Raw genomic sequence first — 21,485 nt, 5'->3', positions numbered from 1 at the left:
ACTAGGATACCCCACCGCTGGCAGGTCCAACAACAAATTGTGAAATACCTATCCCTCTAGGCGAATTCAACGTTGAAACTCTAGTTATTAACATTGTTACTACGTTATTTTGTTGTGTAAATTCACTGGCACTTTGATAGGTGACTAATATTGGCATTTGTACCCTCCAGGAATACCTACCATTGAGCACACCTTTTTGCAAAATGATTGGGGCTCGGGTTGCTACTGCTGACACAACTAATTTTTTCGCTTTAACCGCATCAAGGTTATTGGATTGCTCTAATGCACCTAAAAATTGGTCCCAGCCTTCCGCAGTAAAAAAGCCGGAAGAAGCCTGTAGCTCATCGCGATAATTTACGAAATTATAGGTAAATGCGGCAATTGCTGCCTGATTAGCCCATTGTAGTACAGCGGAGTCCGATTGGTTTGGTTCATCCAAAGGAAATAAAGGGGTAATACGACCGTTAATACTTGTTGCAAAGTACTTTGGAGCAGGTGGATGAGTAATCATATAGACAACAAGCGATGCCAAGACCACATTTACCACAATAGCAATCAATAACGCCAAAATGACTTTGCGTTGACTGTCTTTATAAAACTTATTTCTTAATGCAACTACAGTTAAGGCATCTTCAGCCATAATATCCTCTAAAAATTATTGCGGTATAATCCTTTGTGAATCTTCATCTGGTGGATCCGGCGGAAGCAATGCTTCAGATGACATGTTAGGAGTCGACATAGGCTTAAGCTGGATAGGAGGAGTTATGCCGCTGGTTGCATAAAAATCTCGCTCAGGTTCATGCATATGAACATAATAAATCAACCCAGACAAACCACAACTCAATCCAAGAGAAAGAATTAGCAGTGTTAAGCCACGTCTGTAAATATGGACATTAAAATTCTTATTTCGTTTTATTAAAGCCCATGTTTCTCGACTCATTTTTACCTCAATTATGCCACAGCCCGCCTAAATGTGATCTCCACCCTGGCATTAGGTGATCTATCACCACCAAGAGTATAACTAGTTATAGGTTTATCACTACCTAAGCCTTGTGTAAAGATGATTCTGCTATCAACCCCCTGAGACCATAGGTATTCACTTACTACTCTTGATCTCGCCAATGTCAATGCTCGTTCTCTTTTTACCGACACATATTTACTACTGTAACTGGTTACCGTTATAGCAATTTTACGAAATTGTTTAAGAAACGCCGCGATCTCATTTAAAAGGCTATAGGAAGCCCAATTTAACCGAGGAGATTGATCAGCAAACAGAGCGCTAGCAGGAATACTAATTAAATAATTTTGGCCTACTGATGCAACTTTAATCCCTTTTTTATTTAAATCAGTCATCATTTTTATTATTGTTGCATCGCATGCACCATCAACACGGCATGGTAATTTGGGCACTTCATTCTCAGGGATATAACCAGAACGATTACAAGCACTCAGCAACAATAAGAATAATAATCCAGTTGTTTTAAACAATACATAGATGTAGTTAGTACGAAGTGATCTCACCTGTTATCCCCATCTTTGAAAATAGACTAATTGTGTTATCTATGTCTAACTATCTCAAACATTCCATTTGATAATAAAAACATACAAATCATTACGTTACAATGAATTTAATAAAATTGCCATTTTTTTAAATAATTTATTTATTTCAGATGGGGTTGACTAATTAAGGCAAATCAACATATGCCAAATTAATCTATGAGTAAACTGATAATTACCCTGTTAATTCAGAATACAAAAAGTTCTCCCAAAGAGGAACCACACAGAATATCAACCTGATAGATCAAAGTTTAAAGAAACAACGTCACTGCCCGGATTATAAAAAACTCAGAGTAACTTACATATGGAGCTCTCTTCATGCCCAATAGCACAGGAACACTTCTACCTCCAATTGCCGACTGAGTCTTTATGTTAATTCCTCTGCAGCCTTTTTATTGGCTTTCTCACGTTCTGCGGAAATTTTAGCTGATAAATCTCTTATGATACCAGTAAGTTCTTGGACATCAATCACATCCCTTTCTTCAGGAGGATAGCTAGTCGCTATTTGAAAATCTTTGATTAATTCATTAGCTACTGTACCAGCGTATTTGTCTTTAGCCCCTGCCAAACGCTCAATCGTTATCATTTGATTTCGTGTTTCATTAATTGGTAATAATGGCTCAGAGAAAACTTCTTTGTCAGCGACTAATATTGGAGGAGCATTAGGGTCAATTCGTAGTTTGCTGAAAATAGTTAATGCCCCCTCAACTTCTTCCTCTACAATATCTTCCACAGGCTCGGGTTCATTTTGACCATGAAATGCAATTAAAGCAGCAACGCCTCGTTCAATTGGCTCTACGATAGTAGATTCTTTTAATGCCTTACTAATGAGAGTGATTTCTTCGTTCTCGACTGCCTTATTGATACTCAAGTCACCACTTTCAAGAATGCTCTGGAAAGAAGCCAATTGTTTCTGTAGCTTCATTAAATAATCATCTGGCGGCGGCTCTACTTTTAAAAATTGGTTAATTTTCAATTGCTTAACCGGTTTTGGATTGGCATAAAACATACGAGCACGAACAATTTTCGATTTGAAAAATATATGCGCCTCACCTTCGGTTTGCTCTTTTAAATCAAGGAGATCTACCCGAGCTCTCTTTTCAAAAGAAGAGCTTTTAGTATCCATATAGCTGTTTGCTATGCTGGTTTCTTTGGTTTGAAACGAATCCACTTTTGTAACATAAGCTTCGCCAGCTGTTTTAGTGAAGAAATCCCAGGTTTCGGTAGGATCTTCCAGTTTCATACATATTTTAATGTTTGTGTTTGCACCAATGGAAGCTGCCTCTTCTTTGGATGCTTTTTGGAATGCAGGTAAGTCTTGTCCAGCAAAAATAGCAGAAAATCCTAGAGAACGAGCTTGCGCAGGCACTACCGCAAATCCTTGTACTGCGTAATAACCGTACTCATCAAGAATGCACATATAAGGAGTTGGGGCATTCGTGGGTTTTCTTAGAATAACATCACGATAATCACCCTCTACTTCTTCACCTAAACCTGCCGCCATCATAGCTTTTAATGATGAAACAATAATCTTGCCAAGGTTAGATAATTCATCCGGTGATTTTTCCAGAGCGGGTAATAAAACCACTAATATACGTCTGTTGAGTACCACATCTTTAAAATCGACTTCTGCTAAATTGGTACGAATAATATGACCATAAGTATCTGCCAGAGATGAGAAACTTCTTACCAGCTGCATGGTAATAAAACCATGTTGCTCCAAAACTTGGGATACCTGTTTCCCCTTTTTCTCTTTATTATACCCAGGCAAGGTATTTAAATAGTTTCTTAAAGGATCCGTTACTAGTTTTGGAATGGTTTCAATATTGACGCTTTCTTGATCATCTCTGGGAAAAACTTTATCAATTACAATAGATTCCAGTCTTTGCAAATCAAAATAATTTCGAATAGTATTCGCATCAAGAAGAATTGCCCCTTCATCACGCATATACACCAATAAACGCATTAATGCTTCTACGAAAGCTATAGCCCGTCCCTTCCACATATCACCATCAGATGATTGGCCTGAAGATCCCATCAAACTGACTACCAACTGAGTTAGCATACTGGAAGAGCCTTGGCAGAATGGGTTTAGTGTATTGGAAAGTCTTTTTTCCTGCGGACCGACAATATCGCGCGCTCCAGTCATGAAGTTGATTAAGAGCAAATCATCTTCACGCCCCATGCTCCTTACCATAGAAAAGACTTTAGCATACAGAGAGTTATCTCCTTTACCATCAACGTAGATAAACCCGCTCCCCTGTACCAGGGCATTATATGACAGAGAAACCAAAGTTTCTGTTTTACCACTACCTGTTGAACCGAAAATTAACGCATGGGTACGCATATCATCGTTAGCAAACCAAAGTTCCTCACCGGTCTTTCTGTCATTACCAAAAAAGGTAATACCTCGAGCTATATTCGGTTTATTAATACCCGGTTTCAAATCGTTGTAATCCTTCGCGCGCGAAATTTGGGGCAATCGAAATGGCAACTTTTGCTTTCGGGTATAGCTATAAAGAAAAAATATGCCCCCCATAATCAACAAAAATGTTGCCGCTTCAGAGAAATAATATGAAACAGCTGCTAATGAAATAAGAACAATAGAAATATTGGTCGGATCTGCAAAAAAATCTGCCAACCGCTGCGTAAAAGTACGTGTATCCCTAAGTAAAAGGGTTGGATCTAATTCATGACGAGAATCAATACCCCGCATCATGGCTCTAATTCCTCCATTTGACGTGGTGTTAATCTCACCTCTTTTACTGCAATTTCCAGAGCTCTAATCGCTTCATCTATCATTGGCACCAAAGAGCGTCTTCCCATTTCCTTTTCAGCTTTCCAATGTGCGAAAGGACCTGCAACTTCAGAGTATGGAGTTTGCCTGCCTACACAATTCAACATATACCATAAACGTCTGTCGACTGGTTTGAGCCATAAAAACTCTGAGCTGGGAACCACACCATCTTCTCGTGCTGCTTCAAGCAAAGAAGCAATCACTGTGAGCACATAAGCATGTTTGGCTACTACTTCCTGAACCAACTCTGAGTTTTGGTATTTTTTCATTACTGGCCTTGCAACAGAAAAATCAGGTTTCCCATCCACAAATGTTTTATCTAAAACTTTAAGGATATTATTTGCTGCGTCTCTATCTCTATTCATTCTTGCCATAAATACGGCAGACAATGCGTAAGCCTGAGGAGAGCAACGTTCAAAACCATCCCAATAAGGACCCAATTGCATGGTAAATACTCGTTTGGCATCGCCACGCCGAATCCCCGCTGTCATCTCTTCGCCAGGCACAGGATTATCCAATAACGCGTCGTCCTTTCTCAATAAATTATATTTTCGCGCAAATTCCATGGGTGTTAAAGCCATTGCCCAAGGCCCTTTATTGACGTCTTGACTAACCAAATCCTCCTTAACTATAGGCATGATGGCTGGCCAATTAAATTGTTCCTGAGCCCGCAAACTTTTCATATCATAGGTTTTGCGATATTTTAAAGTCACATTTGAGTTATAAAGAACAAAGGCTAACACTACCAGGATACAAATAACCGGGTAACGCATATAATCACCGACCGCACGCATTACAGTCACCATTTGATCCCAATTGACAGTGTTAGGATCAAGTGTTTGCATCAGATAAATTTGATTGGCCAAGAGTTGATTATTTAAAAACAAATTAACTAATCTTGCTTGCCAGATATTGATAGTAAATACAAAACTAACAATGTACTGATGAGCCAGTGCCCAAACAAAATAAGCAGTAATAAATAACAGTATGACGATCCATACTGGCGCCATGGAATTATCTGAACCTGATTGCTGCTGTTGTTGTGCCATCTCTATATACAATTAGTTAATAGATTCTATATATCAAGTATATACTGCTCAGAGCTATTTTTGCGAGATTTTCGTGTACTATATCAAAATATGAATACAAGGATGATTAAATAAAGCGTAAAGACAGTTAGAGTAGAAATAAATTTTTAACACGCTCGAAATCATTATAAGGAAAACCGAAACGGCCTATGCATTTTTAATTAGACGGCCATTGGAGTATCGATATACGCCACTCACATGAACAAAGCGGCTGATGTTTTCCAGACTGATGGATTTATCTTTAAGCGTTAATAACGGTTTACCTAATTTATCTACCGGAGCCTTATCAGCGGATAAATGCAAGATATCTGATTGACTGATGTAAATTGCCACATACGCTTCATTTTGTTTATTTTCTTTTGTTTTTAATATCGCTTTTATGTCTTCTTCATCTGCGTAAATAGGTCGTGAAATCATTTGTCGGGGCAAACTCCCCACTATTTTCTCCCAGGACTGAAGATTGCTTCCATCTGAGGAATATAATGAAACATATATTTCCTGCTGACCACTCCTTAAGGCAATTCGATTTGCAAGATGAGACTCTGCTTTTAACTTGGCCTGACTAGCGGCACCTATCCGTTTTAAAAAACGATCTCGAATTGCAATTAACTTTTTACCAATTACCCTTAAGAAATTGGATTTATCCCATGGACCTTTTTCAATAGCATCGTTTAAGGCCTTTAGAATGGTTTCTTTTTGTTCATCCGAGAGTTGATCTTTCATAACTTCAATACTTATGGGAACCAAGAATTAGGGGAAATATAAAGAAAGTATAACAGCATTTATAAAAATCACTGAAATGAAATTAATCTTTCAAGATGATAATTTGAAACCACGTTCATCATGGCTTGGTGGCTCAGACGATTTTTCAGATTCAGCAGCACCAAACATTCTTTCTGTCTTTGTTGTTAAAATCGGTTGATTTAAGGCGGCTCTCTCTACTTTTGTATTGAGCTCTGTTAACACCTCAACTGCATCCGTGTTATCTTTCCCTCCGGGATTAAAGCTAACAGCCTTTGCAACAGTCAAAATGCAATCCTTTACCGGTGAAATAATTTCACTATAGACACTGCCTAGAGTAGCATCAGTTACATCAGGTTCACCTATCTCTTTAACACGAGGTGGCGTATAAAAACCAAATGGATTTCGTGCACTGTCATCAGTATTATTACCCATTATTACCACTCCTGAGCTAAATCTCTTACTTTACATATATCAAAATATATCTTTCAATATATCTTGGTCCAATAAAACTTTCTAATTCTTTACAAACAACTAATCATACATTAACTCATCCAGGGGAGTATAATCACGGCTTGGGCCCCCTTGAATAAGCTCATTCATAACATCCGTCATACATAACAAACGTAATACATTCGGCGTCACTTCATCAAAAACCACTCTAATACCTAGTAACGCCCCTTCAGACTCGTCATAAGTTGCTCCCAAACCATAACCCAAACACAAGGAACACAATTGATCCGCTCTCTTGGCAATGGCCGGTAGCAAACCCGTTTCTGAAAAAACTTCATCAAAACTTACAAATCTATCGTTCAGGTAAAATTTCGCATTCATGCTTGCTGCAATCTTTGCCATACACTTGCTAATATCTCGCTCCATTTATCTCCACCAAGGTCTAGCAGATCTAACTGAACCAGCTAAAAAACTTCTGAGCCAGCGTAAAAAAACCGGGACAGTGAAACCATAATGTTCAATTATCCCAAAAAAAATTGCAGAAACTAAGACCAAAACACCTGTCCATACTCTTATATGCATTAGAAATAAAAATATTGGGAATGCGGCCCTCGCATCAACTACAAAAAACCGCGCGCTTCTCGCTGAGTCACGCCAGTGGCTCGTTGCTGAAAATCCACCTGCCATTTTTAAACCTCAAAAAATCATCCTTTAAAAAAAGTATATACTTAAAAAACAGCTTGTGCACGTTGATACTTTTAAGAAACTTAAACTAAGATTAATTTTTATGCAATTGAATATTGCAAACACGAAGGGGTTAACCAAAAATAGATATCCTAAGTGTTAATACCCCGGACTTAATCCATTGGAGAATGCTTTTTATTAGATGATATCCCTAACATATTAGATAAAATATTTTGCATATCAGGTTTTGCTTCTGGTTCAGCTTGAAGTTTTAACTGTGGAACAGTATCCGCTTCAGCTTGCTCAGTTTCAGCAATTTTATGACTGCTTAGCTCTTTGTTCCCTTGCATTTTAGCTAACATTTTGTAGGTACTGTGGATATCCATCTGAAATCCCCTTTTAACAACTCTTAATTAAGATATCACATACAAATTAAGGAATTATTAAGAGTTTGAAAAAAATCAAAAAAATTCGGCACTGGCCGATCATTCCCCCTTTATAAAATTTATGTTTCTTAATATTAAGTTAAGTATTTTACAATACAATATCATCTTGAAAGCTATTATCAAATTAAAAGTTGCCATATTAATGACAAACTGTAAAACCAGTAACACTTTGCTATTAAAACCCATTCTGGGATATAGTTGTTTTAATTTTTCTATAAGTGTCTTTATTTTAATTTTGTTTTATATCCCGCTGACATCAGGCACATGTTGGGCAAAAAAAAGTGTAAATCACAATGAGGTTGTAATGAGAGGAAAAAAAGAATTTTTAAAACATGAATACTCCCCTGGCCATTGGTCAATTGATTATACTCGGGCAGGCACCTCAATCGCAGTTATCACTGTCCGAAATAAATATCATTACTCTGTGATTCTTAACCCTACTGATTGTAGAGGTTATCGTATCATTATTCGATATCTGAATGAGGGTGATTCAACCCTTTCATCTGCTTTTAACCGCCCTTATACTGTATCTGAACAACGCGGATTGAATGACGTTGCAAGTTTGATGACCCAAGTCTATGAAAAATTAGGGCTTATTGTGCAGTTTTCTCAACTTGGCAATAACTCCCAGTCTTTCGACAAAGGGACAGGAGTAACTCTCATTGGAAGTGAAGAAGAACCCAGTATGCTTCATTTGCATATGTGGGGCAGGGGTGATCCTGACATGGAATATATCGCCGGTGTTCCTCTTAGAGGGCCCGAACCTGGTTTGATGTTTGATTTAATTGCAAAGAATAAAACTCACCCTATTAACCAACATGCCATAAAATGGAATGAAGAGGAACTCAAAGCCTGTCTTGCCATGTTCAAACTTAAACTGGCTGAATACGTTAATTCACCAGAGTTTACTGAAGAATTTGGTGATACCCTAAAAGTGACTATTCACGACAAAAAAGATCTTGGTGAAGCGAAGGAAAGTAGTTTTGGGTTTTTCCATAAAATGAAATCTGCATCAGATGGTATAACAACTTTGGAAAAAACCTTAGCCCTGGAAGATGATAAAATAAATCCCTTCGCATAATCGACAGAGCACATAAATGGTATCGTCTCTTTATTGTACTCGAATTTCAGCCAGGAAAAGTGTCAAAATTTCCGGATAAAAATGTTTTCAGCCAGCGACTATTAACCATGCGTACCCACTTGTCTACCTGTTGCTACTACCAACTTGATAGTGGATAATACTATGAAACACATATCTGCAGATTTTTTATCTGTTCGAATTCAATTTATCAACAGCTCAATTGATGGTCATCAAAAAACTGATGAATATGTTTAAAGCACTTGTATACACCCTACCAGAGTGGCATTTATTAGCATTAAGCCTCTGGCATAACCTGTTTATTTTGTTTCAGGACAAGGGGCAAACGTCTTTAAATAAGCACCACAGAAAAGTTCGCAACGCGGCAGTAAAATAAAAATAACAGGTTATGCAAAGCAGTCTATTCGTCTCGGCAAAAGAGTGCATCAACACATACAACGAAGTACAAGCTATAGGTCTATTATGAAAGCCACGAAACCTATAGAGAAGAGAAGTTGCTTGTCTTTAAAAAAATTTAAAAACGAGCTAGACAATAGAGCAAAAATCAATCTTGTCCAGGGGTGATTTATTCGAAAAGATATATTCTTAATGCAAAATTTCCCTGAATTTGATGCCTCGGACAAGCCGAGGCTATTAGGGAATGGGAACCCAAATTATCCTTTAGCACCCATAAACAGTTCCATCTTTTGGCGTATGGTCGTTTTTCTTATCTCCACTCTCTTCGTCTTTCTTACTGAAGAATGAATTTGATTTGAGTGCTTCCTTAACATGCTTCTTATTAACAAGAGCCTGAGTATAAGTGGTTGCATCATTCATCGCATGCTGCAGGAATCCAGCAAGCTCAGGGTTTTCTTTAAAATAGCTATAAAGGTTAACTTGAACACCATATCCTTTGAATATGTCTTGTACATAAGGATCATGAAGAACATCAATGACCTCAAGCATGGCATGAAAACCACGCTTGGCATAAACACCGATTACCTGAATAAGAAAAAGATTGATGTCGTTTTGCAGATCGAGATCTTCTTTATATTCTGTCATATACTTGGCTAACATACCTACAATATTACAAGTATGCCCGGAAATCGATCCTACGTAAGACGAATACTGGCGGTTATTATTCCAAAACCATTGTTTTCCCTCTTTGTTATCAGGCGCAACAGTCGATGAATCCACTAGCATATTACGCATGGGGTCGCGTTGGGCATCATAAAAGACAGGCGAACAGCCTTTCATGACTCCACCGCCACAATTCCATACATCTGAACCTACTTTTTCTGAGTCAGTCTCAAATTTTCTTTCTTTAATGCCCGTCAATTTATCCCGCTCAACCCTATCGCGCCCTTTATGCGCTCCAGCATGATGTAATACACCGGTAATAAATTCGACTTCTTTCTTGGTAAATTTAGAGGTATCCTTATAACCATTGGCAAAGATACAAATTTTTTGTTCCATCTCTCGTGGAGTATCAACTCTTCCACAATCACCCAAAAAGAATTGCAGAATTTTATTACATGCCTTCAATGTGTTATCTCTCAATTCCTCATCTTCAGGCTCTTTATCTTCTCCTATCGAATCAATTTCAATGGTCTTTTCTGAGTGGGAAAGGCCGTTAATGTACTGAGCAAGGCGAGTTTCAAAAAATCGTCTTGGGTTATTACTTGTCGGTTTAAACCGCTTAAGGTTTCCAGAAGCTTCCAGAATTTTTTGAACTTCTTTTTCTCCTAATTGTTCTATTACTTCTTTTTCCTTTAGTTTTTCTATTATTTTATGCAAGCAGTCATCATATCGAACAAATAAATAATCAGCCGATAATTCTTGCAAAAACCCCTTATCTCCAATTTTTAAGGAAGTAAAAAGACCAATCGTTAATATTAAAAATTCTGAAATATCTGTTTTGTTACCAACTAGAGACAAGTATTTGTTCAAGTTTATGTTCGTTTTCTGATAGCTGGGATCACCAATCGATGGACGAAATGCGGGTAATACAGAATCAAATGAGATATCAGTTAATTGTGACATGATTGATTTTGCAATCGAAGTATCCACTTTTTCAATTAAAAGAGGCAGTAAGGCTTTTTTAGTTTTCATGCTTAAAGTCCCTGTCTTGCTATCAAGAGACAATTCAGGAATAGACTGAAAAGCATTCATCAGAATAGTGAGTAATACTTTCTCACTTTCATTGGCAAGCATCTCTTGCACAAACTCCAGAAGCTCAGGTGAGAGCGGATGTGCTTTGTCCTGACTAAAAGCACCGAGCATCTCCAGATCACTTGAGTAAGGTATTAATTCAATTTGTCGTATAATTTCTTCAAGTAGAGGTTTATTATGAGTCAATAGCCCTTTTAAGAAGAGAGATTTTAACAATATATGCTTGGATTTCGGTGTTTTCTCAATTGCTTGCCAAATCTGCTTAAATCGAGAAAAACGTATATTTTTCATAAAATCATCTAAAATTTTTTGGGTGTCAATAGTGCTGACTGTAGTATCTACGGTGAATTTTTTGGTTACTTCGTTAATTTTTTGAACCGTTTGATTGGATACCTTAACCACATCTTCAGCAACTTTCTTTGATAAAACACTGAGCTTCTCAGTCGTTTCCTTCGAAGTCTTTTTCAGATCTTTTCTCAGTTTCTTTAGAATCTCATCTAAGTTTTGCATATAACCCTCTACCTCTTAGCATTGTCATGTTTGACAACTTATATTTCACAGGGGGTATGATAAAACACAAAGATTAAGAAAATATTAAACTTATTGTTCAAAATTAAAAAAAAGTGTTGTTTATTTAAATTACCACCTGAATTGATCTAAATAATTATTAATAAGTAAAATAAATGAACAAAAATATTGTCATTTATACAGTCTTCATGCTAAGATTCAGCCAGTTTGATTTTTAGAATACTATGGCGATAGTTTAAAATAGGTGATTAAAATGGGTAGAAGTGAAATGAAAATAGCATCAGCTGAATTGCGTGAATTGATGAAGGCAGTATCTGAAGGTCATTATGAAACTGTCAATACTATACTGGATAAAGATCCTGAGCTTGTAAATCAGTACGCCCCCCCCACTTATGATTCACCCCTGGCTAGAGTATTAAATAAAAAACACATTGACTACAAAATGCTTGATATTTTGGTTAAGCACCATGTTGATTTTGATTATCCTATCAACTATCACAAAGAGACACCAATTGAATTGGCTTGTAAAAATCAGGATCTTCAATTATTCAAGTACTTAGTCCAACACAATGCCCCCATTTCAGAACAAGCACCACATTTCCTGCTGGTGAATAGCACCAATATCAAATACCTGACTGAAGATAAAATTAAAAACACCTGTGAAATTATTAAATTAATGGGTGGTTTGGAAGCTGTTTCTTCTAAATGTGATGCTGAAGGTAATCGCTTTGGAGAACAAGCAAGGAAATCACAATTAATCAATCGCTTCGGTGGTATAGTAAAGTACGATTACATGCAATTGCTGCAATCAGTTTATCCAATTGTTGATAGAGAAGTAGATGCTCCAACCATCCATGGCTCTACTGAAGTACTTACCAATCTGCTCAATAAAATTAGGGGGCAGTTCAGCTCAAAAGAAACATACGATCAACAAAATTTAAAAGATTCCATTAGTCTTTTCTTTATGACCGGTGGAGAAATACCTCCTTCAAGAAAAGTTCCAGAGAGTCGTTTTGAAGAAGCTGGCATAGATACCCCTAAAAACGCACTTTAAATTTTTTATCCTATCTATTAAGTCGTCAAGAAGCACCAAATTTACTATTTGGCGTTTCTTGGCACCCCCGCCTCTCTCCTTTATATAACTCTCATATATAACTCTCAACTCATAAGAACTTGATTGTGCCTTCTAAGCCAATACATACAATTTTATGATTACCCATTTATGCGATTTTTTTGGCTACAATAAAAAATTTATGCCAATGCTTATAATAACCCAAAGCATCCATTTCATCCTTTTCTTCTTCTTGAAAATATTCAATTTTGAATTGGGAAAACAAATGGCAAATCATTTCCCGATTTAAAAAAGTCATATCCGTTCTGGTGTTCCAGAAGTCATTAAAACCAAAAAACGAACCAGAAAATCGACCACCTGGCTTAAGCCCTTTTAAAATAACGCTCCAGAATTTATAAAAGTAAACTGGCTTGAGAAATGGAAGGCTAAAGCTGGCGTTAATCAAGTTTACTTTAGGGAGTGAATCCAAAGCCTCAAATGAAGAAATTATTGTTTTTAATTTGTTTGCGCATGTTAATTCTTGAGCTGAAGAAAGCAAACTGTCTATAGCAGATAATTGTGAATCAATGGCAATCACAGACCAACCGCATCGCAAAAGTTCCATAACATCGATACCAGCACCACATCCCAAATCGATTGCCGATTTAGATAGATTGATCTTTTCCTTATCAAAATTTGCAATTGCTTTAAGCAAAGACTTTCTGGGGAGAGTGTTTTGTTTCGTAGAATTATAATAAGCCGTCCAATTTCTTTTATTCATTTACTGTATCCCCTCTAGTTACCAAAAGGTAACTAATTGACTGATTTTATTAAATATTTTAGTCTCGAACCCGTTCATTTTATAAAATAAAGGAGTGAATTATGAAAGAAAAACTCATTAAGAAAATTGTCCAGAAAAAACTGCTAAAAAGGAATAGAGGATGGTGTGGCCCAGGAACTTGTATTGGATGATATAACTGCAATGATGGCACGTTACCAAAAAACGTGCCGTTACACTTATACTAATCAAAGCCCCATAATCATGCATCCTGACTTAAAAGACTTACTTGATTACAGAAATCATAAAATTATTACCAGATATAATATGGATTACCCAACTGCAGCCATGCAAGCTGAAGAGGCATTACATGAATTAATGAAATTTATTTGGCTCTGCCATAAACATAAAACAGATAAATTACTTTATCCTGATGATAAAAATCTGGATTTCTCTTGTGTCATTCATGCTGAAATGGCTGATATTGACAAGATGTGGCATACTTTTCTTTTATTCACCAGAGATTATCATGAGTTTTGTGATACCCGTCTCAACGGAATTTTTTTTCATCATGACCCTTTAATTGGGGAAAATACCCCTGTTTCTGAAGAGGATTATACTCTGGAGTTGACCCGCTATTTAACCTATATCCATGACCATTTAGGTTCGGAAACTTTAATCAAATGGTTTCAATAAATCAAGCATGACAACCAAGCCTCTGTTCGCAAAATGTTTTTTCCGCATTGATTATTTTATCCATATTGGTTTCAGTCCAACGAGTAAGTAAAACCAATATGGCACTTAATTCCTTACCCAATCTGGTTAATGAATACTCAACCTTCATAGGTAAAACAGGATAAGATTGTCTTTGGACAAAGCCATATCGCTCCAATTTCAGTAATGTTTGCGTCAACATTTTAGGTGATATTCCACCGATTTCACGTTTTAACTCTCCAAAACGGTATATTTTTTGGGATAAAAGGCTAATGACCAATATAGACCATTTATCACTTATACCTTCAAGTACATTTTGTGATGGGCACTTCTCGTTATAAACACTATAATGAGGATGAGACATATTTGTACTCCCTATTTCTAATTAATAACGACCTTCAAACTGAATAAAATGGGTTCGAGCTTTATTCATCAGTAACTTAAATCGTTGCAAATGCTGTTCAGATGCCGTTGAGGAATGTAAAACAAACTCTGAAATACATAATGCAAAAACCAAGCGTCGTATTTCCCAAATCGTTTCTTGAAAAATATCAATTCTTTTTTTAGTGTGTTCACTTGTTTTAAAATCCAGTTTCAAATTTTCGGAGCTGATGGATATCGGGAGATAATGCTCGGTGAATTGGCCACGTAATTTCTCTACAAAGAGCAATGTATTAATTTTTTCTGTATTGGATTCGTCTATTTTTCGCACAATATCATTTAAAAAATCATAAACTATCACCTGATGAAAAAAATAAAGCCTATGAGAATAACGGTATGCCTGAAATAAAAAATAATCGCCTGCCAACACAATAAAAACACCAAACAGTGTACATATGCCTCGATTAAGAACCATCTCAAAAGGACCACGAGGCGATGTCGCCTCTTCAGTTTGTGCCATCAAAAAAAAGACAACTAAAGTAATAAAAAATACACTAATGTCGTAACGTCTTGTGTTTAAGGTAGCAACACTCAAACCAACTATCGCCAGAACAAATAAGATTGATATCAATCGATAGTTCAATTGCAATAAATAGAGTAAGGGAATCAAAATGATGAGAGCCAACAGTGTCCCTCCTATCCTGTGTTTAGCTCTTCTGATAATCAATCCTGGTTCAATACCCGCACTTACTGACAAGACGGTGATCAATACCCACCACTTTTCGGGAAAAGTCGAAAACAAAAAAATGAGCATGGCAACCATGAACATGATGACTAGATGAATAAATCGAGCATAATCAAGTTTTTTCTTCAATGCTGAAGTATCATGCATAATTGATTCCATTGGCTAAATGCTTGTTGCAAACATCTCATAACATATTGTTGTAATTTTGACTCAGGCATGATGGACATTTTAGGAGTGCCACAAGATGTGTTGGTTTTAATCGCACATCTAAGAGTATAAAGATTCTCTTTCACTCCATGCCAGAAAGCCTCATTTTTGGCTTCATAATAAAGATTATCCAAAGAAAATTGAATGTTGCGTATGTTGATTGAAATTCGCTGAGTATAAATCATGTATTTTTTGGGGATAAGTCTACGATATTGCCTAAGCATACCCAAATGAGTCATTTCTTCCTGCATGAATTTGGGACCACGGTGAGTAAAAGAACCTTCAATATCCAGCTCAAGGGATTGAATAAATTTTGCCAAAGCCCTTTTCCATACACTGAGATATTGATTGGGGAAGAATCTTAAACAAATGAATATGGCGATCATAGATAAAGCGCTTGACCCAACGATGTCGTAGACAATTTGCCAATTTGCAGGAGGTTCTGTACTTAAAATTGTCGCTCCAGAAGCAATAATGAGCATAGTCACATTCCTCAATGGAAGATAATTTTTTAGCACATAAAAATAAACGCTTGCTAACGCAATAATTGAGAAAAAGAAAAATACAACCCGAAATGGGTAAACAAGATAAAATGAGGTACTCAACAATACCACTACCACTCCAATAAAAATCAAAAAGTGTTCTTTCTCTTTAAAGCTGGTAAGACTGGGTGATTCATAAAATCTTACGAGCAAAAATGGTGAAAAAAATGCCGTAAAATTCGTGGGACGAAATACCCAATAAACATAGGCCATAACGGTGGCAATAAAAAGTGATTTATAGAGCGCTATTCGTTGAACAGCATAAGGATCAACCTCATCAATCCATTCAATAAACTTCGACATAGACATAAGCACTAGCTCCTACACGAAGCGGATATTTAGGGTCAGGGTCAGTAACCTTGATAATAACAGGAAGGCGCTGGGGCAATAAAATCCATTGATTTTCATTGATAACATTTTGCAGCTGAGTGCGATCATCTACCAATTGCCTATTCGCGGACCAATAATCCGAATCAATAACACCATGAAATATTTTTCTTCCTAAATACATTCTTGGAAATATCAATACCTTTGAGCCCTTGCGCACATCACGCAAATCCGTCTCGTTAAAATTGGCCTGAATATAAATATTATCCTGATCAACCAATGAGAATAATGGCTGATTGATATTGACTGGAGTTCCTATGGTAAAAAACAAATTTTGAATAACTCCATTACCCTGAGCATAAACATCCGTTAAATCCAAATTGACTTTGGCATTTTTTAACCGGGCCTGAATGGATTTTATTTCATTCTCCTGAACTGTTATTTGATGCTGATCTATTTCAAGTTGTTTTAATGAAGCCTGCCATTTATCTTTAGCTGCTTTTGTTTCTTGCTGGGAGTTTTGCAGGGTAATCAGAGAAACAGATTTTATAGCATACCCTTTAAGGTATTTTTGATCATCTTGCGCCAACTTTTTATATATTTTTTGCTCATTCCCGCTAAGCTTCAAATCCCGTTCGTACGTAGCTTTTAATACTGCCAACTTTGCCTGTGCTCCAGCTAAATCAGCACTGAGCTGTTCAACTGTGTATTCATACGGCTTTTTGAATACGGTAAATAGTTTTTGTCCCTTACGCACTGCATCACCATTTTTTACATAAAGCTCAGTTATATATCCGCTTGTTAATGCCGCAACCGGACGTACATTGTTTACTACAAACGCATTATCAGTAAAAGGGATCAAATAGGAAAAAACATAGATAATTGCAGTAAGAAAACCGATAAAAATAATGACATTAGTAAGAGTAAACCAGCGTTTTGGTTTTAAACGAAGCAAGTACTCTTTTATTTTTCCACCATATTCCATCAATTTTTTCATAAAATAGCCAACCAGTTTCCCTTGGTATATAACAATAATGCGAAATTAACTTATCTCATCGACCAGCTCAAGAGACGAGAATTGCAATTTTAGCCCGCCTGGCGACTTTTAAAATCAATGTCTTACAAAGCAAACTGATTTAGTCACTACAGGCATACCCACCAGCCAAATCTTGATACAACATAACCAGTGACATGGCCAATTCCAGCTTAGCCTGATTTGTTGAGAGTGCCAGGGTATCCAGATAAACCTTACTCTCCAATAACTCTTTATAGGACATTAACCCTGATTTTAATAAACCATTTTGTAATTTGTATTTATGCTGATAATCTTCTTGTGCGTGCCGATAAGATAAAAATTGCTCTCTCATGCGTTTATTAGCTGAAAAAGCATTATCAACTTCTTTTAAAATTAATCGGACTGTCTTAACGTATTCGGCCAATTTTGCATTATAAACTCCCTTGCTAACTGAAATTTTACCCAGAGTATTGGGATTAATTGTCCAGTTTACGTACGCATCGGTCGCTTGTTCAAACGTGCTATCAGGCAAATGTGCCTCTCCAATAAAATCATCCAGCTGCATAACAGGAAAAAAATCACTATAAGCAACAAAAATACCTGCACGAGCCGCTTTTAGGGAATACTCCGCCATCTTCATATCAGGGCGATTACCTAATACAGTAGCGGGTAAACTTCCGGGTTTAAAGCGGGTAAAATCCAATTGAGCAAAATTATTTTTGCTTTTGATTAAACCAGGATTCTCATTTATTAAATAACGCAACGCATTCTGACTAACGACAATGTTGTGTTTAATGGGTTTTATTTGTGCTGCAATCAAGCGCTCGTTGGATTGCAACTGAGCCAAATCAATATCATTTTTTAATCCTATGTTGATTTCTTTCCTGCTCAAAGCAATTAACGACTTTAAATCCCTATCCAGTTTATACAATAATTTAAGTTGCTCTAACTGTGCGATCAAAGTGAAATAAGCCGCTGCCACCTGACCAATCAAGGTCAAACGCAAACCATCGATTGCTGCCTGATGATATTGGACCTGATATTGAGCGCGCTTTTGCTGAGTATAAAGTTGCATAATATTCAAAATATAACTTGGCCATATTCCATAAAACCCTCCTGGCACACCAAGAGCAGGATTAGTTGAATACCCTCCCAATATTTGAACATTAGGTATCCAACTCAACTTCACTTGCTGTAACTCTCCTTGAGCTTGCTGTAAATTAGCCATTGCAATATGAATATCCATATTGGTCTTCAATCCAGTATCAATTAAACGATCCAATTCTGGATCCTGAAATTGCTTCCACCAGGCCAAATAAGGCAATTCCTGAACTGGTCGATAATCCATGGGACTGGAGGGGAATTGCTTCGGTGTTATAATATTGGAAATTTGCTGATCCGTGCTTTGACCACAGCTTAACAAACCTGCTCCCAACAATAATAAGAACATTAATTTTTTAAGCATGCACATCATCGTTTATTTCAAAGTGAATGTTTATCATTGTAATTTATAATTCATCTAATGGTGAAAGTATATTTAAATTTCAACAAGGAGCCCTCATGATCAAAAAAATAGCATTTACCATGTATCCAGTTCAAAATATGGATAGAGCAAGGCAATTTTATGAAAAAACACTTGGACTTGAAGTGGGTAAAATTTCCGCTGAGGGAGCATGGGTAGAATATGATTTACCTCAAGGGGGTTGTTTTGCAATTACTACATTGGCTCAAGGAGTAATCCCTAGCGCTCATTCCGGAGGAAGCGTTGCTTTTGAGGTAGATAATCTTGACGATCTGGTATTCCAACTAAAGTCCAAAGGAGTTCAGTTCAAAATTGACCTATTCGCTTCACCTGTTTGCAGAATGGCGATTGCTGTGGATTCAGAGGGAAATGCGTTCACTTTGCATCAATTAACATGATTGTTGCTGCCAATACGTGTGAGAATCCCTAAAGAGAGCCTCACACGTATTGGTGTTATGAGAGACATCAATATTTCCAAAAATACAAAATAATAATGTTCCTTAGTATGCCTTGTTTACTAACAGGACTTACGATGAACCTCAAGGTCGAGGCAAAAAATGTTTTTAATGAGGTAGTTTAGATAAACTAAATGACCAAGTTAAAAACATTTTTTAACAAAGAGATTGGGGTTTATCGTAAGCCCCGACTAAATCACCCAAGGTAGGCAGCAGACTCTTTAATTCACTTTCAGGGTAAGGAATAGAAGGCATGGAAGCTTGCCAAATACCTTGAGGCCACAAAGGATCACTTTTTCTGCGGATAACAATATGGATATGTAATTGCGGAACAATATTGCCAAGAGCGCCTATATTAAGCTTGTCTGGTTTAAAATAATCACTAGCCAGAAGAGACAGTTGATTGATTTCCTCAATTAATAAAAATCGATCACTCTTTTCAAGCTGATGAATTTCTTGAATATCCATTCTTCTTGGAACCAAAATAAACCAGGGATATGAGGCGTCATTTTTTAATAAAACTGTAGATAAAGGCCACTCTCCAATGATAAAAGAAGACGACTTAATCCGATCATCAATGCAAAACAAAATACTCTCTCTATCAATAAGCTCTCTATCATTGTAACAAAAACATGATCTCAAAATTATAAGAATTACAGATAAATTTTAATAAACCTATTGAGTAATGATCCCTTTTTGCGTTATGTTGAAATGACCTATTGTAAAATAGGCTATTAACAATTGTCATTTAAGGAAGAATGCAATTGCTCAGCTGACCGCTTATGTCAGTCGACGATTGATAAGCTTTAGCATAAGGAGGATTCATGGCTAGAGGCGAAGTCAAGTGGTTTAATAACGCCAAGGGTTGGGGTTTTATTATCCCGGAAGGTGGTGGTGAAGATATTTTTGTTCACTTCTCCTCAATTCACGGCACGGGATACAAAACGCTGGTTCCAGGGCAGGCAGTCACCTATGATGTCGTTAATGGTGAAAGAGGTTTACATGCCTCTAATGTCGTTGCTCTTAGTGAAAACGCCGAACAAGAAGAAATAGCTTAACCAGATTGATGTGATAAACTATTAAGCGCGGCAGTATAACTAATATTTATGCTGCTGCGTCCATCAACTTGAGGTATTATGTCCTTCATTTTATAACTGGACTTTAGCTGATGAGACGTGGTTTATTACTGTTAAATCTTGGCACTCCCAATAATGCAGATATCAGGGCGGTAAAGTTATATTTGCGTGAATTTCTTACTGACAAAAGAGTAATAGACTTACCAACTATCCCGCGCTATATCCTGGTATATTGTTTGATCTTACCCTTTAGATCGCCAAAATCAGCCCAGGCTTACCAATCAATATGGACTGAAAAAGGCTCTCCGCTTTTGTATCACAGCCAAAATCTAGTGACAAAATTACAGTCCGCACTCAAGGATGAGTACAAAATTGCTTTGGGAATGCGCTATGGAACTCCATCAATTACAACAGCACTTGCAGAATTAAAAGATTGCCATTCCCTTACCATTTTACCCTTATTTCCTCAATATTCTTCTGCTGCTACAGGTTCAGCCATTGAAAAAACCTTATCCCATTTGGCAAACCAGGAAATTATTCCATCAATTAAAATCATTCGAGATTTCTACCAAAGACCAGAATACATCCAGGCGCAAGCTAAAATTATGAAGCCTTATATTAAAGACAATTTCCACCTTCTTTTTAGCTACCACGGAATTCCCGAACGGCATATTCACAAAAGCGGGTGCGATACGCTTTGCCCCCAAACATGCACACCCATATACGATAAAAATCAAGCATGTTATAGGGCTCAATGCTATCAGACCAGTCTATTACTGGCAAAAGAATTGCAATTAGGCACTCACCAATACACAACCGCCTTCCAATCCAGACTTGGGAAAACTCCATGGATAAAACCTTATACCGATGAAATTTTTGCCGAACTAATAAGCAAAGGAATTAAAAACATTGTGGTCTCCTGCCCATCTTTTGTCGCAGATTGCCTGGAAACTCTTGAGGAAATAGGAATTCGTGCAAAAGAACAGTGGGAAAAACTTGGCGGTGAGCAATTTATATTAACTCCTTGCATGAACGATCATCCTGAGTGGATCAAAGCAATTCAAAGTATTGTTAACGAGCAATTTTAACCTGCCGTCTTACTGATTTAACCATCGGCAGTCGCAATAA

24 protein-coding genes are annotated in these 21,485 nt (G+C 37.0%); 6 read left to right on the top strand and 18 right to left on the bottom strand.

Annotated elements, in window-relative coordinates:
* Window position 1: 1 nt before the first annotated feature.
* The 10 genes from LPG_RS02245 to LPG_RS02200 form a co-directional block, all read right to left on the bottom strand.
* Window positions 2-640 carry a type IVB secretion system apparatus protein IcmL/DotI gene (locus tag LPG_RS02245; protein WP_010946198.1) on the bottom strand — a complete coding sequence of 213 codons (639 nt, stop codon included), beginning with the start codon at window positions 638-640 and terminating at the stop codon, window positions 2-4.
* A 15-nt stretch (window positions 641-655) separates the two neighbouring features.
* Complete coding sequence (gene icmM / locus LPG_RS02240; protein WP_010946197.1) at window positions 656-940, bottom strand: type IVB secretion system protein IcmM/DotJ; 285 nt, start codon at window positions 938-940, stop codon at window positions 656-658.
* A gap of 11 nt (window positions 941-951) precedes the next feature.
* Window positions 952-1,521 (bottom strand): type IVB secretion system protein IcmN/DotK, encoded by a 570-nt coding sequence (gene icmN / locus LPG_RS02235; protein WP_010946196.1) that lies wholly within the window; start codon window positions 1,519-1,521, stop codon window positions 952-954.
* A gap of 403 nt (window positions 1,522-1,924) precedes the next feature.
* Window positions 1,925-4,276 (bottom strand): type IVB secretion system protein IcmO/DotL, encoded by a 2,352-nt coding sequence (gene icmO / locus LPG_RS02230; protein ID WP_010946195.1) that lies wholly within the window; start codon window positions 4,274-4,276, stop codon window positions 1,925-1,927.
* Entirely contained in the window at window positions 4,273-5,403 is a 1,131-nt protein-coding gene (gene icmP / locus LPG_RS02225; RefSeq protein WP_011214699.1) for a type IVB secretion system coupling complex protein DotM/IcmP, read from the bottom strand. Before icmP ends, icmO begins: the two co-directional genes overlap by 4 nt.
* 186 nt (window positions 5,404-5,589) lie before the next feature.
* Window positions 5,590-6,165 carry a Dot/Icm secretion system protein IcmQ gene (gene icmQ, locus LPG_RS02220; protein ID WP_011214698.1) on the bottom strand — a complete coding sequence of 192 codons (576 nt, stop codon included), beginning with the start codon at window positions 6,163-6,165 and terminating at the stop codon, window positions 5,590-5,592.
* A 90-nt stretch (window positions 6,166-6,255) separates the two neighbouring features.
* Window positions 6,256-6,618, bottom strand: coding sequence for a type IVB secretion system protein IcmR (gene icmR, locus LPG_RS02215; protein ID WP_010946192.1), 363 nt, complete (start codon window positions 6,616-6,618; stop codon window positions 6,256-6,258).
* A gap of 99 nt (window positions 6,619-6,717) precedes the next feature.
* Window positions 6,718-7,062 carry a type IVB secretion system protein IcmS gene (gene icmS / locus LPG_RS02210; protein WP_010946191.1) on the bottom strand — a complete coding sequence of 115 codons (345 nt, stop codon included), beginning with the start codon at window positions 7,060-7,062 and terminating at the stop codon, window positions 6,718-6,720.
* Window positions 7,063-7,323 carry a type IVB secretion system protein IcmT gene (icmT, locus tag LPG_RS02205; RefSeq protein WP_010946190.1) on the bottom strand — a complete coding sequence of 87 codons (261 nt, stop codon included), beginning with the start codon at window positions 7,321-7,323 and terminating at the stop codon, window positions 7,063-7,065. It abuts the gene before it with no gap.
* A 170-nt stretch (window positions 7,324-7,493) separates the two neighbouring features.
* Window positions 7,494-7,706 (bottom strand): hypothetical protein, encoded by a 213-nt coding sequence (locus tag LPG_RS02200; protein ID WP_010946189.1) that lies wholly within the window; start codon window positions 7,704-7,706, stop codon window positions 7,494-7,496.
* Window positions 7,707-7,797: 91 nt separating this feature from the next.
* On the opposite strand from LPG_RS02200, the gene ceg15 reads away from it, so the two are divergent.
* Window positions 7,798-8,847, top strand: a complete 1,050-nt coding sequence (ceg15, locus tag LPG_RS02195) for a Dot/Icm T4SS effector Ceg15 (RefSeq protein ID WP_010946188.1) — start codon at window positions 7,798-7,800, stop codon at window positions 8,845-8,847.
* Between the two features lie 678 nt (window positions 8,848-9,525).
* Here the strand turns inward: ceg15 and ceg14 are convergent.
* The gene (gene ceg14, locus LPG_RS02190; RefSeq protein ID WP_010946186.1) at window positions 9,526-11,526 is read right to left on the bottom strand and encodes a Dot/Icm T4SS effector Ceg14/sidL; all 2,001 of its coding nucleotides are present in this window, start codon (window positions 11,524-11,526) and stop codon (window positions 9,526-9,528) included.
* Between the two features lie 262 nt (window positions 11,527-11,788).
* On the opposite strand from ceg14, the gene ankJ reads away from it, so the two are divergent.
* Window positions 11,789-12,598 (top strand): Dot/Icm T4SS effector AnkJ/LegA11, encoded by an 810-nt coding sequence (gene ankJ / locus LPG_RS02185; protein ID WP_010946185.1) that lies wholly within the window; start codon window positions 11,789-11,791, stop codon window positions 12,596-12,598.
* A gap of 166 nt (window positions 12,599-12,764) precedes the next feature.
* Here ankJ and LPG_RS02180 read toward each other — a convergent pair whose 3' ends face one another.
* Window positions 12,765-13,376 carry a class I SAM-dependent methyltransferase gene (locus LPG_RS02180; protein WP_010946184.1) on the bottom strand — a complete coding sequence of 204 codons (612 nt, stop codon included), beginning with the start codon at window positions 13,374-13,376 and terminating at the stop codon, window positions 12,765-12,767.
* 261 nt (window positions 13,377-13,637) lie between these two features.
* On the opposite strand from LPG_RS02180, the gene LPG_RS02175 reads away from it, so the two are divergent.
* Entirely contained in the window at window positions 13,638-14,069 is a 432-nt protein-coding gene (locus LPG_RS02175; protein ID WP_025862435.1) for a glycine-rich domain-containing protein, read from the top strand.
* A 1-nt stretch (window position 14,070) separates the two neighbouring features.
* On the opposite strand, the gene LPG_RS02170 is transcribed toward LPG_RS02175, so the two are convergent.
* The 5 genes from LPG_RS02170 to LPG_RS02150 form a co-directional block, all read right to left on the bottom strand.
* Entirely contained in the window at window positions 14,071-14,451 is a 381-nt protein-coding gene (locus tag LPG_RS02170) for a winged helix-turn-helix transcriptional regulator (protein ID WP_010946182.1), read from the bottom strand.
* A 21-nt stretch (window positions 14,452-14,472) separates the two neighbouring features.
* Complete coding sequence (locus LPG_RS02165; RefSeq protein WP_015444831.1) at window positions 14,473-15,360, bottom strand: FUSC family protein; 888 nt, start codon at window positions 15,358-15,360, stop codon at window positions 14,473-14,475.
* The gene (locus LPG_RS02160) at window positions 15,339-16,271 is read right to left on the bottom strand and encodes a hypothetical protein (RefSeq protein ID WP_015444832.1); all 933 of its coding nucleotides are present in this window, start codon (window positions 16,269-16,271) and stop codon (window positions 15,339-15,341) included. Before LPG_RS02160 ends, LPG_RS02165 begins: the two co-directional genes overlap by 22 nt.
* Window positions 16,249-17,286, bottom strand: coding sequence for an HlyD family secretion protein (locus LPG_RS02155; protein ID WP_015444833.1), 1,038 nt, complete (start codon window positions 17,284-17,286; stop codon window positions 16,249-16,251). Before LPG_RS02155 ends, LPG_RS02160 begins: the two co-directional genes overlap by 23 nt.
* Before the next feature lie 139 nt (window positions 17,287-17,425).
* The gene (locus LPG_RS02150; RefSeq protein ID WP_010946178.1) at window positions 17,426-18,778 is read right to left on the bottom strand and encodes a TolC family protein; all 1,353 of its coding nucleotides are present in this window, start codon (window positions 18,776-18,778) and stop codon (window positions 17,426-17,428) included.
* 86 nt (window positions 18,779-18,864) lie between these two features.
* Here LPG_RS02150 and LPG_RS02145 point away from each other — a divergent pair, with 86 nt between their 5' ends.
* On the top strand, window positions 18,865-19,224 hold the full coding sequence (locus tag LPG_RS02145; RefSeq protein WP_015444835.1) for a VOC family protein: 360 nt from the start codon (window positions 18,865-18,867) through the stop codon (window positions 19,222-19,224).
* 213 nt (window positions 19,225-19,437) lie between these two features.
* On the opposite strand, the gene LPG_RS02140 is transcribed toward LPG_RS02145, so the two are convergent.
* Window positions 19,438-19,869, bottom strand: a complete 432-nt coding sequence (locus LPG_RS02140; RefSeq protein WP_015444836.1) for an HIT domain-containing protein — start codon at window positions 19,867-19,869, stop codon at window positions 19,438-19,440.
* A 236-nt stretch (window positions 19,870-20,105) separates the two neighbouring features.
* Between LPG_RS02140 and LPG_RS02135 the strand changes: the two genes are divergently transcribed.
* Both LPG_RS02135 and hemH read left to right on the top strand, forming a co-directional pair.
* Complete coding sequence (locus tag LPG_RS02135; protein WP_010946175.1) at window positions 20,106-20,339, top strand: cold-shock protein; 234 nt, start codon at window positions 20,106-20,108, stop codon at window positions 20,337-20,339.
* A 110-nt stretch (window positions 20,340-20,449) separates the two neighbouring features.
* Complete coding sequence (gene hemH, locus LPG_RS02130) at window positions 20,450-21,445, top strand: ferrochelatase (RefSeq protein ID WP_015444837.1); 996 nt, start codon at window positions 20,450-20,452, stop codon at window positions 21,443-21,445.
* The last annotated feature ends 40 nt before the right edge of the window (window positions 21,446-21,485 follow it).

The sequence above is a fragment of the Legionella pneumophila subsp. pneumophila str. Philadelphia 1 genome (genome assembly GCF_000008485.1).
Classification (GTDB): domain Bacteria; phylum Pseudomonadota; class Gammaproteobacteria; order Legionellales; family Legionellaceae; genus Legionella; species Legionella pneumophila.
The sequence above is the reverse complement of the archived record's forward strand: the minus strand, read 5'-3'. Positions and strand labels throughout refer to the sequence as shown.